The following is a 12,048-nucleotide window of genomic DNA, read 5'->3' as shown; positions in this document are numbered from 1 at the left end:
CTTTTTTGCATTCTCTGAAACTAGGTATTTTCATATTCTAGACCTAGTCCGAATACAATGTAGCAATTACTTATAAGGGGAGTGAGGAATTGAAAGCGATAACAAATTTCTTTGTTCGACTCGTTCAGCGGTTTCTTCCAGATGCCTTTATTTTTGCGATTATTCTTACCTTCTTAGTGTTTATCATTGGCATCTTGTTTACAGAAAGCGGACCCGTCGAAATGGTTACACATTGGGGAACAGGATTTTGGGATTTACTCGCCTTCACCATGCAAATGTCTCTGGTTGTGGTAACGGGGTATGTATTAGCGAATGCGCCAGTTATCAAGAATTTTCTAGCACGATTGAGTAATTTGGCCAAAACACCGGCGCATGCCGTCATGCTTGTCACGTTTGTATCCGCCATTGCTTGTTTAATTAATTATGGTTTCGGATTGGTAGTAGGAGCCCTGTTTGCCATCCATGTGGCGAGGCAAGTCCCATCAGCAGATTTTCGTATTTTAGTAGCTGGGGCGTATAGTGGATTTTTGGTTTGGCATGGTGGGTTCTCAGCTTCGATTCCATTGACAGTGGCAACCTCTGGTCACTTTTTAGAAGAAAAAATGGGAGTCATTCCAGTAAGTGAAACCCTTTTTAGTCCGGCCAATCTCTTTATTGTGGCAGCACTGGTAATCACATTACCTATTTTTAATCGATTCTTGATGAAAAGCTCAAATACACTGGCTCAAGATCGATCCAGCTGGAAGCTACCAGATGACACGTCATCCACAACTGAAACGATCAATCCATCTACACCAGCTGAAAAAATTGAAAACAGTGTGATTGTTTCGATGCTGATTGGTATCATGGGATTAGGCTTTATCGTCTATCATTTTGTTACTAAGGGCTTCGATTTAAATATTAATATCGTAAACTTTATTTTCTTATTCTTAGGAATCATGCTGCACAAAACACCGAAACAGTTCTTAAATACCGTCACAAACGGAGTCAAAAATGCAGGGGGAATCATCATTCAATTCCCGTTCTATGCTGGGATCATGGGGATGGTTACCTTATCTGGCCTTTCTCAGGAAATGGCTTTATGGTTCGTCTCATTTGCAAATGCTCAAACTCTACCATTCTTTTCGTTTCTCAGTGGTGGGCTAATAAATGTATTTGTACCATCCGGTGGTGGTCAGTGGGCCGTACAGGGACCAATTATGATTGAAGCAGCGGCGGCTATTAATGCAGATCTTGCGAAAACAGCAGTGGGTGTGGCATGGGGAGATGCCTGGACGAATATGATTCAACCATTCTGGGCCTTGCCTGCTTTAGCAATTGCAGGTTTGCATATTCGCGATATTATGGGATTCTGTGTCATGATTCTCTTTTATAGCTTCATTCCGATTTCAATTGGTCTATTATTGTTATAAAATAGAGGCAAACGGACATATCCGTTTGCCTTTCTGAATGATTGGGGGACTTTTATGAGAAATAACAAATTGGGAATATTCGTTTTAGTAATTGTATTTGCATTGCTTTTAGTTGGGTGTGCCCCTAACAAAACCCTACTCTTAAAAGGAGCTTATCAAAGCGAACATGTGAATGGATATATTGTTCAAATGACATTTCAACCTGAGGATCATAGTTTTGTTGAATACATTGATAATAGAGAAGTAGATAAGGGAACCTATGAAGAATTAGAAAATGGTTTATATAAAATAAACGGCGAACTGCAAGAATTGGAGATTACACTAAATAGTGACAACTCTTTTGAAGTAATCGTCAAGCAAATAAATGATGGAAAACCCATCACATTGAAAAATGTCGATGCCACTCCTGTATATATTGATACAGAATTTGATGATGTTGACGAATATAAATCATTATTAGAATAATGCTTGGTTCATATATGATATGAACCAGGTATTTTTTATTGTCACTATTCAAAAAGTGAAACTTTTCCAGCGAGTTAACGTAAATAAAACATCGGCATAAGCGGGGTGGACCTGGAGAATTTGAGTGGGTACCTGAAGCTTTAAATATATCCTAATATAAAGGGGGAATTCGATGGAATGGATAGTCCTGCTTGCGATTGTAATTTGGTTTATTCTTTTCTTACGCAAAAAACTCTCATTTACATATGGTTTATCTCCTAAATCAATAGAAACAAAATCACTAAAAGGGCTTAAAAAACTAAGTGAAAACTTGGAGCAATCCCTTAGTAAAAATTACATGAAAAACGTAGAAGAGAGGGTAAAGAATGAAAAAAAGGTAAAAGAAAATGAATATAATTGGCGTCTGCTCGATTTAAAACGCTATTTTATTTTGACTTCTCTTTTGAAAGAATCCCCAATGTTTAGCGACAAAGTCGATGAACTGTGGCATGAAATGCTTATGTTTACCTGTGAGTATGATGATTTTTCAAAAAAATATGCGGGCAGTATTCTTCATCACAGTCCCAATGTCACAAAGACGCCTGATCCTGATTTGCGCGGATTTTTTGATTGGGTGTATGCTGAGCTTTTTTTCATTAGAAAAGAGAACATCCATTTGTATAAGGGATTTTTCAGGCATCCTGTAAATCCAACGATCGTTGAGGAGTTTAAAACTTTATCAGAAAACGAACTGATAGATAAGTATTTTAAAAGTGATAGCAACTATTTTAGTACAATACTCTCGTTGATTTCCTCCATGAAAAAAACAGCCAATAGCGTCAAAGATTATGAAAAACGTGTCGTACAGGAGAAGATGAGAAAAAGTAAAATTCAGAAAAACTTCAACGCCATGCTCGTTCCATTCTTATCTGTTTCTTATTTCCATTATGATGAATTCTCAAGTTACATGAAAACAGGTGTCGCTAGTTCATCAAGCTGCACAAGTTGTGGTTCAGGTAACTCATGTAGTTCTACCTCGTCTTGTAGTAGTTCTTGCTCTAGCTGTGGTGGGGGAAGTGATTAGAATAATAATCAACAAGAATAGGGAAGCCTCAATGAATGGGGTATCCCTATCTTATTTCATATAAATTTGCTTAATTTTTAACCAACAATCTCCCAATAGTATATGATTATAAATCGACAAATTTATGCTAGCCCAAAGAAAGTAATAGAAAAAACAGTGGTGAATCTACTACCCAGAAAGCCACTTCATTTGATAAGTTTCAAGGGAATCATGATATTCTTTACTTTTCTTCATTGTCTATTTGGACTTATAGCAGACGCATAGTAAGAGTGGCATTTGAATATGTCTGAAAAGTACCACTGTTTTGGACTATCATTGGTATTAATTGGACAAAATCTCCTGTATCTAAATGTGCGTATACGGTTTTTCCAATCGTACAACCAACAGCTGCATCATTTGCGCCTTGATCCATTATGGAGCCTGGCAGAGGAGCAACGAATGTGTTGCCATTTAAAAAAATCCCTAGGCGAACAAACTCCTCTGTGGTTTGACTAATAATAATTTCCGCCGTGATCTCATAATCGCCTGCGGTTATTGCAGTAATCCTATCAAGTTGTGCATCAGGATTAGTACCGCCATTAGACAGACCATTAATATCAAATTGTATAGCTGAATTTAAGGTTATGTTTCTACTCGTATTATTACCATAAATGGAACCGTATGACCGGGGAGCTGCAGGACCTGTTGGCCCTTGAGGTCCTTGTGGTCCCTGTGGACCTTGAACTCCCTGTGGTCCCAATTGCAACGCATCCCATTCAGTCCCAGTATCTCGATATAAAATTCCTGTTGTAGTGTCCAAAAATAACCTTCCTGGAGTTCCTGGATCTGGGAGACTTGAACCTTCTTGAAGAACTGGAGCGCCTCCTCCATTTACTACAAATTGCAAAGCGGCAACCCACTGGGTGCCTGTATCACGATACAGAATTCCTTGGTCGGTAGCTAAATAAAGACGACCAGGGGTTCCTGCCAGGGGTAAATCTGCCACTATCCCTTCTTGAAGGGATGGTGCCCCTCCTGCATTTACAACAAAATTAGAATTCGGTGGAATTGGTGCTGGTTTTGGCATATTATTCACCTCCTTTAATTGAATTCAATATATAAGATTAAGAAAAAGATCAAAGTGCTTGGACATAAAACTATGAAAAGCCTTTTTTAAAAGCCTTTTTTCATTTTCTTTATTTTTAAAATGAATGTTATTAATAAATGGAAATGACTCTATAGGGGAGAGACTTACTAAATATGTTTAAAAATAGGTGTTTTATAGTTAAGCAGAATACTATATTAACAAGAATCAATCTATTAAAATGAAACCTAACTTACAATAAACAAAGAAAGTGTGATCCCCATCCTTTTCTATACAGTTGCTATAATTGCTATACTACTTGATCAAATTTCAAAATATATGATACGTACCCACTTAGAGGTCGGAGATACAATAGAAGTGTTGAAGGGTGTTCTTAATTTTACTCACTATCAAAATAGTGGAGCAGCTTTTGGTATGTTTGAAGGATATGGCCGTCTATTTATTCCTGTAGCCGTGATCGTTGTAGGTATTGTCATCTATATGCGTAAGAAGGGGCATATAAATGGGGTCTTTATAGAAGTAGGGTACGGACTTTATGTTGGCGGTGCAATTGGAAATGCCATCGATCGGATCTTATTTAACCAAGTCACAGACTTTATCCATTTTCAATCCCGTGGAGGTATACTAAATCTAGCAGATTATGCCCTCAATTTCGGTATTCTTCTAATTTTAGTAGATGCGATAATCGTAGAGCCTCTTAAAAAGAGAAGGACTGCAGCTTCAGAATCATGAAGCTTCATCGTGTTTTATCAAAATGTACATCACTAAACCTTTGACACCGTATATTAGCTGGTGTCATTTTTTTAGTGTCGAAATCAGTCTATGAAAAAAATTCCTTTCTTCTTTTTTAAAAAAGAACCTGCTTGAAAGTCCAAAATAAAGGGTTTTCTTGTAAAAAACAGCATAGAAATATAGTGGAATTCCTTATTTTCACAAATATTTAATGAATTGACAATATTCAAATTCGTTGTTATGCTCTATTCGATGAAACGTTTCATTAATAAAAAATAGGAAGTATACCATGACTAAAAAGGTGACGATACGAGATGTTGCAGAGTTAGCTGGTGTGTCTATTGGTACTGCATCGAAAGTCATTAATCATACTGGTAACGTCCATATTGAACTGAAAAACAAAGTATACGCAGCTATAAAAGCCCTAAACTACTCCCCAAACATGATAGCAAGAAGTTTGAAGTCATCCGTCTCAAAAACAATTGCTGTTCTTCTATCTAACATTACCAACCCCTTCCAGATGACTTTGGCCAAAGGTATTGAAGAAGTTATCTTTGAGAAAGACTATCTATTCATCATCAGCTCCACAAATGAAAATCCTGATATTGAACGAAAAAATTTACAACTCTTTTACGAGCAACGTGTTGACGGAATCATTCTTTGTTCTACGGGTCAAGTAAACGAAGATATTCTTTTGTTAGTCGAAAGAAACATTCCCATTGTCCTTGTTGATCGCCCCATTTCTCATCTGCCCGTTAATATAGTGGCAGACGATAATTTTGCCGGCATGGAAAAGTTAGTTACATACCTCTATGAATTAGGGCATAAAGAAATCGGTGTCGTTCATGGAGATTTGAACACTGTTCACGGAAGACTTAGGTACGAAGCCGTTTTACAGTCACTAACTCATTATCGACTTACAACTGAACACCAGTTTTTTGGTGATTTTACCTATGAAGGAGGTCAACGAGCAGTAGAGTATTTTCTATCGGAAGCGAGAGTGCCTACAGCCATCATTTCTTCAAACAATAATATGACGGCAGGTGTATTAAAGGCGTGTCAAAACCACAAGATTACTATTCCCGATCAACTTACAGTGGTGTCATTTGGAGAGTTAGAGTATGAGTGGGATATCATCATGCCCAAAGTGACAGCCATTGTCCAATCTCCACGTGAAATTGGGAGACGCGCTGCAAGTTTGTTATTAGAACAATTGAATAAAGAAGGTCAACATCAAATCGTTCAACTATTCATCGAACCCGAAATCAGTGTAGGAAACTCTTCTTCTCCTAAAATTTAACGAAGAAAAGGTGATATACATGAAGGCGCTTGTAAACTACGATTCTGGTAAAAATAAGGTTGAAATTAGAGAAGTACCGATTCCGAAGATAGGACCGAAAGACATTTTATTGAAAGTGGAAGCCGTAGGAGTCTGTGGAAGTGATTTGCATATGTATCATGATATCCAAGGCTTTGCTGTGAAACGACCTGTTATTTTAGGACATGAGTTTGCAGGAACCGTTGCAGATGTAGGTTCTGAAGTAACGCAATTTAAGAAGGGAGATCGCGTTGTAAGTGAGACCCCATCATATGTTTGTGAGAACTGTATTTATTGCAAATCAGGATTATATAATTTATGTCCAGATCGAAAAGGTTTTGGTGTTTTAGCAGATGGGGCCATGGCTCAGTACGTGAAAACACGAGAAGCCATCGTTCACCACGTACCAGATGGAATACCATTTGAAAAAGCTGCTTTAACAGAGCCTTCATGCGTTGCTTATAATGCTGTTGCTCATCATTCAAGAATTCGACCTGGCGATCATGTTGTGGTTTTTGGGCCGGGGCCGATTGGCTTAATGTGTATTCAGATTGCTAGATTGTTTGCGCCAGGAAAATTAACTGTCGTTGGTTTGGAAAAAGATGCAAACCGGTTAGAAGTAGCGAAACAATTTGGTGCAGATGAGGTACTTATTGCAGAGAAGCAGGATGTTGTACGTGAAATAACCAATTTCGGAGATGGTTTTGGCGCAGATTTAGTGCTTGATGCGGTTGGTGTTAGTCAAACGTTAAAACAGAGTATCGAGATTGTTCGACCTGCTGGGCAAATTACAAAGATTGGATGGGGACCTGCACCAGTTGGCTTTAGTCTTGACCCATTGATTCAAAAAGCTGCTAGACTGCAAGGTTCGTTTAGTCACACGTATCCAATGTGGGAAAAGGTATTGCTGTTAATGCAAAAAGGAGAAATTGACCCACTCCCAATGGCGAAAGTCTATTCACTAGATAACTGGCAAAATGCCTTCGATGAAATGGATTCTTTAAAACACGCGAAGTCTGTAATTGTGCCAAACTAAAACATTGAAAAGGAGAAATCAATGAACGAAAACAAAATCAGAATTTCAGTTTTCCCAAAAGGGTATATCGATGATTTATCTAATGGAAAGATGGATGTGTTTGAGTGGATTGAGCAAGCGGGAACGCTGGGTGCAGATGGAATGGAAATGTATCCTACATTCTTACAATCTACTGAAAAGTCTTATTTGGAGAAGGTGAAAGAGGCAGCTGCATCAGTCAATCTAGTGATTCCTATGATGTGCGCATCACCCGATTTTACCCATCCCGATCCAGCCTTTCGAGTAAAAGAAATGAGCAAGATGAAAGAAATGATTGATGCCATGGCCATTCTTGGGCCAGATGATTTTAGAAGCTGCCGGGTGTTATCTGGGCAAAGAAGACCAGAGGTATCAAGGGAAGACGGAATAAAATGGACCATTGATTGTATAAATGAGCTACTTCCCTATGCAAAAAGTAAGCGTGTCTACCTAGTAATGGAAAACCATTACAAAGATGGTTTTTGGATTTATCCTGAATTTGCTCAGAAGTCAGATATCTATTTGGAAATCGTTGAGGGCATCTCATCTGATTGGTTTGGCGTGAACTTCGATCCATCAAATGCCGTTTTTGCAGGCGATGACCCACTTGCGTTATTGGAAAAAGTAAAGTCCCGCTTAATCACGATGCATGCCAGTGATCGCTATTTAAAAGAGGGTTATTCAATGAAAGATATCGAAAATCATTTGGTACAAGGATATTCAGTGGGGTTAGCACATGGTGTCATTGGAAAAGGGATTATTGATTACGATGGCATTTTTCAGCTGTTAGCCAATATAAATTTTACTGGCTGGATTTCAATCGAAGATGGGGTTAATGGTTTAGGAGAAATGAAGGAATCTGTCGATTTCTTAAAGAGGAAAGTAGACGAATATTTTCTATCGGGTAATTGACGTAAGGACTATTAAATGTAAGCGCTTTACGTCTTAACCATATTAAGTATGAAAGGGGAAAAATGAGTGAAAAAAATAAGGGGGCTAAGCTTTTTACTGGTATTTGGATTGTTCATTGGCTTAATGGCTGCTTGTAGTAGCAATGCACCGGCTTCAGATGAACCATCATCAGATTCAAATGAGGATAAAAACAAAGATGTTGAATTAAGGATTATTGCCGCGAACCATCCATGGACAGAAGCAATCGAACCATTAATTCCTCAATTTGAACAGGAGTCAGGCATTAAAGTAAAGCTAGAAAAATATTTTGAAGACCAATTAACTCAAAAGCTTACAACCGAGTTTACTGCAGGTTCTGATAGTATCGATGTCTTTATGATACGTCCACTGCAAGAAGGAAAACTATTTAATCTCAATGGCTGGGTTGCTGATTTAACTAGTTATACAGGTGATTCAGAATGGAATTTAAGTGATTTTACAGAGTCATCCGTGAATTCTTTAAAAGACGGTGAAAAGATTTTTGGAATTCCAACCGTTACTGAACGTGAAATCCTATATTATCGAAAAGATATTTTTGAAGAAAATAATATTGAACCTCCTAAAACATTAGATGAACTCTATGAAATTGCAAAACAATTAAATGACCCTTCCAATGACTTTTACGGAATGGTCTCACGCGGACAACGTGCTGCGGCGGTTACGCAATTCTCAAGCTATTTATATGGATTTGGTGGGGACTTTATCGTAGACGGAAAAGCTGCGATTGATACACCAGAAGCCATTAAAGCATTTGAGTTCTACGGTAATTTACTGAAGGATGCAGGACCTCCAGGAGTCTTAAATATGAGTTGGCCGCAAGCTGCTGGTTTATTTGCACAAGGCAAAGCGGCTATGTATACAGATGCTGATAGTATTTATCCAAACTTGCTAGATCCTGAAAAATCGGTTGTAGGAGAAAAAGTAGGGTTTGCCGTTTTCCCAGAAGGACCAGAAGGACAAACGCCATACAACGTTACTTCATGGGGAGTAGCGATGAATGCGAAATCAGAAAACAAAGATGCTGGATGGGAATTTATCAAGTGGGCAACAAGTAAAGAAATTGTGGCTGAGTTACAAAAGAAAAGTGTTCCTGGACCACGACAATCTGTTTGGGACTCACCAGAAGGAACAGAAGCGTTTCCTGAGGAGCTTGTTCAAGTCATTTCTGAATCGAATAAGATTGGAAAAGAATATGACCGTCCATTAGTCATAAAAGTAAATGAGGCAAGAGACATGATTGGAACGGCGATTGTGACTGGTATTGAAGGTGGGGATGTAGAAGCCGCTGCAAAAGAAGCCAACAAACAGTTCCAACAATTACTTGATGACGAAAATTAAAAAATGAATGGGTGGAGCGGGTATTAGTGAATGTATGAATACCGCTCTATCCTCTTTATAGCGATACATAGAAGGGGGATGACTATCATTCAACTTTGGATTGAAAAACATCTTAAGTATATTTTTACATTGCCTTCCGTACTTTTTGTACTCATTATGATTGTATTTCCAGTTGGTTATACCGCCTATTTAAGCTTTTTTGACTGGAGCATGTCTAGTGTATCTCCACCAAAATGGGTCTTCTTAGACAATTTTAAGAAAATCTTCTTTGATGATCCACGGTTTTGGCCAGCTTTTTTTAGAACTTTTTACTTTACGATTTTGGCAGTTGTTACTCAAACCGTATTGGGAGTAGCGATTGCGCTTTTGTTTTTTAGAAAGTTTAAAGGTAGTAATCTCGTAAAGACCTTATTTTTACTTCCTATGGTATCAACACCGGTTGCAATCGGACTCGTTTGGTTATTAATTTTCGAACCTTCCATTGGTTTTGCGAATCAATTCCTAGGTTACTTTGGCATTGATCCACAGTTATGGATAGCGTCACCGAAACAAGCTTTGCCGGCAATTGCGATGGTAGACACATGGCAATGGACACCCATGATTACGTTAATCACATTGGCTGGTCTTTCTCAATTACCGAATGAAAATTATGAAGCGGCCGCTGTTGATGGCGCCAATGCTTGGCAAATTTTTTGGAAAATCACATTACCGCTCATGGCACCTACCATTTTCGCAGCCGTACTTCTACGGTCAATTGATGCGGTAAAGCATTTTGATCTAATCTATGCCATGACACAAGGCGGACCCGGTTACGCAACGGAAACCTTAAATATTTACGGCTTTGCCAATGGATTTCAATATTTCAAGTTAGGATATACGAGCGCCATTTTAATGGTATTTTTTATGATTGTACTGATTATGAGTTGTTTAATCCTGATCTTCCGTAAGAAGACGGAGGTGACATTATGAAGCATAAACGGAGAATGGAGCTTATCCGTTATGTTTTAATCGCTTTTGTGAGTTTAGTATTTTTATTCCCATTTGTGTGGATGATTATTGCTTCTCTTAAAAACCAGGCTCAAATCATGTCAACGGATTCCATTTTTATTTTTACACCTAGCCTTAAAAACTACACAGAAGTTTTTGCACAATATGATTTTATTAAGTTTATCGTAAATAGTTTTATTGTCGCTTTTGCTTCAACCGTGTTTGGATTGGTATTAGGATTACCAGCCTCATATGCGATTGCAAAATATAAACTTCATAAATTCGGCGTCATTATCTTAATTGCTAGAATCATTCCAGGTATTTCGTTTATGATTCCGTGGTTTATCATTTTCTCAAAACTTGGTTTAGTCGACACGTATACGGCATTGACATTAAGCCATATGTTAGTCGGGTTGCCTTTTATTATCTGGATTATGATTTCTTCCTTTGAAGCTCTTCCACAAGAACTGGAGGATTCGGCTCGAGTAGATGGCTGTACATTACAAGGTGCTTTCTTTAGGGTCTTACTTCCATTGGTTTCACCAGGAATTATTACAGCTTCTATGATGTCTTTTATTCTATCTTGGAATAATTTTATGTTTGCTTTAGTCCTTGCTGGGGATGACACGAAGACGTTACCAATTGCTGTATTTAACTTCATCTCTTATTCAGAAATTAACTGGGGAGCTCTTATGGCAGCTGCTGTTATCATAACGCTACCAATCTTGATTATTTCATTACTTTTACAACGATACATTGTAAGTGGAATTACTTCAGGGGCAGTAAAAGGATAAGCTTCATCAGGAAAGGATGGTCGATGTGCTGATTGATTTAAATGGGATGGTCGGAATCGTTACGGGAGTTGGGAAAGGGATCGGGAAAGAAATCATTTTGACCCTTGCAAGAGAAGGGGTTAAAACAGTGGGAATTGATGTATACCAAGATGATCTGGATCAACTAGCACAAGAGTTTAAAGAACAAGGATTAGAGGGTCTGTTTTTTGAATGTGATGTAAGTGATAGTGCTAGGATTTCTGAAGTTATTAATGAGACGATGCAAAAGTATGGCAGGATTGACCTTTTGGTTAACAATGCAGGTGTTGCTGGGAACGGAGAAGTTGAAACATTAGCAGAGGAGGTTTGGGATTACTGTCATGATGTTAATCTAAAAGGGACATACATGATGTGCCAATCTGTCATCCCCATCATGAAACAACAGCAATTCGGTCGGATTATCAATTCTGCTTCTTTTGCAGCGATTATTCCGAGTATTGGCAGTGCCGCATACGCCTCCTCTAAGGCTGGAGTAAAACAATTTTCACGTGTACTCGCTGGAGAGTTAGGGCCTTGGAATATTACGGTTAACAGCTATGCTGCTGGTATGATTCCAACAACCCTCAATCACTTTTCAGAGTTACCACAAGAACAACAAGAGCGGTTATTAGACAGCTTAACGTTAAGAAGATGGGGGGAGAAAAAAGATATCGCACAACTGATTTGTTTCTTAGCATCTGATTTAGCAGGGTATATAACCGGTACGTTAATTGATGTTAGTGGAGGTAAATTTGCCACACAGTTTCCTAAGGTAGCCTACGAGTAAAACGTTTTTATCGTGAATTCTACAATCTATTTAAGAAATTAGTAG

General features: G+C 38.3%; 12 protein-coding genes. 11 read left to right on the top strand and 1 reads right to left on the bottom strand.

All coding sequences use genetic code 11. The annotated features are described in order from the left end of the window. The first annotated feature begins 89 nt into the window (after positions 1-89). The 3 genes from ACFSFW_RS23160 to ACFSFW_RS23150 all read left to right on the top strand — a co-directional run bounded on the left by ACFSFW_RS23160 (position 90) and on the right by ACFSFW_RS23150 (position 2,940). Positions 90-1,412: a short-chain fatty acid transporter gene (locus ACFSFW_RS23160; protein ID WP_388041930.1), complete on the top strand. Its 1,323-nt coding sequence runs from the start codon at positions 90-92 to the stop codon at positions 1,410-1,412. A 54-nt stretch (positions 1,413-1,466) separates the two neighbouring features. Continuing rightward, the gene (locus ACFSFW_RS23155) at positions 1,467-1,877 is read left to right on the top strand and encodes a hypothetical protein (RefSeq protein ID WP_388041927.1); all 411 of its coding nucleotides are present in this window, start codon (positions 1,467-1,469) and stop codon (positions 1,875-1,877) included. 172 nt (positions 1,878-2,049) lie between these two features. Beyond that, the gene (locus tag ACFSFW_RS23150; RefSeq protein WP_388041924.1) at positions 2,050-2,940 is read left to right on the top strand and encodes a UCP032817 domain-containing protein; all 891 of its coding nucleotides are present in this window, start codon (positions 2,050-2,052) and stop codon (positions 2,938-2,940) included. A 247-nt stretch (positions 2,941-3,187) separates the two neighbouring features. On the opposite strand, the gene ACFSFW_RS23145 is transcribed toward ACFSFW_RS23150, so the two are convergent. Next, positions 3,188-4,006, bottom strand: a complete 819-nt coding sequence (locus ACFSFW_RS23145) for a hypothetical protein (protein WP_388041921.1) — start codon at positions 4,004-4,006, stop codon at positions 3,188-3,190. 270 nt (positions 4,007-4,276) lie between these two features. Here ACFSFW_RS23145 and lspA point away from each other — a divergent pair, with 270 nt between their 5' ends. From lspA to ACFSFW_RS23105, 8 genes are all read left to right on the top strand, one after another. Further along, a complete protein-coding gene (lspA, locus tag ACFSFW_RS23140; RefSeq protein WP_388041918.1) occupies positions 4,277-4,756 on the top strand; it encodes a signal peptidase II in 480 nt (159 codons plus the stop codon). A 289-nt stretch (positions 4,757-5,045) separates the two neighbouring features. Next, positions 5,046-6,056 carry a LacI family DNA-binding transcriptional regulator gene (locus tag ACFSFW_RS23135; RefSeq protein WP_388041915.1) on the top strand — a complete coding sequence of 337 codons (1,011 nt, stop codon included), beginning with the start codon at positions 5,046-5,048 and terminating at the stop codon, positions 6,054-6,056. 19 nt (positions 6,057-6,075) lie between these two features. Further along, on the top strand, positions 6,076-7,110 hold the full coding sequence (locus ACFSFW_RS23130; RefSeq protein ID WP_388041913.1) for a zinc-binding dehydrogenase: 1,035 nt from the start codon (positions 6,076-6,078) through the stop codon (positions 7,108-7,110). 21 nt (positions 7,111-7,131) lie between these two features. After that, the gene (locus ACFSFW_RS23125; RefSeq protein WP_388041910.1) at positions 7,132-8,040 is read left to right on the top strand and encodes a sugar phosphate isomerase/epimerase family protein; all 909 of its coding nucleotides are present in this window, start codon (positions 7,132-7,134) and stop codon (positions 8,038-8,040) included. A 66-nt stretch (positions 8,041-8,106) separates the two neighbouring features. Further along, positions 8,107-9,417 (top strand): ABC transporter substrate-binding protein, encoded by a 1,311-nt coding sequence (locus ACFSFW_RS23120; protein ID WP_388041907.1) that lies wholly within the window; start codon positions 8,107-8,109, stop codon positions 9,415-9,417. Positions 9,418-9,495: 78 nt separating this feature from the next. Further along, entirely contained in the window at positions 9,496-10,386 is an 891-nt protein-coding gene (locus tag ACFSFW_RS23115; protein ID WP_388041904.1) for a carbohydrate ABC transporter permease, read from the top strand. Continuing rightward, a complete protein-coding gene (locus ACFSFW_RS23110) occupies positions 10,383-11,198 on the top strand; it encodes a carbohydrate ABC transporter permease (protein WP_388041901.1) in 816 nt (271 codons plus the stop codon). Before ACFSFW_RS23115 ends, ACFSFW_RS23110 begins: the two co-directional genes overlap by 4 nt. Before the next feature lie 25 nt (positions 11,199-11,223). Beyond that, a complete protein-coding gene (locus tag ACFSFW_RS23105; protein WP_388041899.1) occupies positions 11,224-12,003 on the top strand; it encodes an SDR family NAD(P)-dependent oxidoreductase in 780 nt (259 codons plus the stop codon). The last annotated feature ends 45 nt before the right edge of the window (positions 12,004-12,048 follow it).

It is taken from the genome of Ferdinandcohnia salidurans (assembly GCF_042680725.1).
GTDB lineage: Bacteria > Bacillota > Bacilli > Bacillales > Bacillaceae_L > Ferdinandcohnia > Ferdinandcohnia salidurans.
The sequence above is the reverse complement of the archived record's forward strand: the minus strand, read 5'-3'. Positions and strand labels throughout refer to the sequence as shown.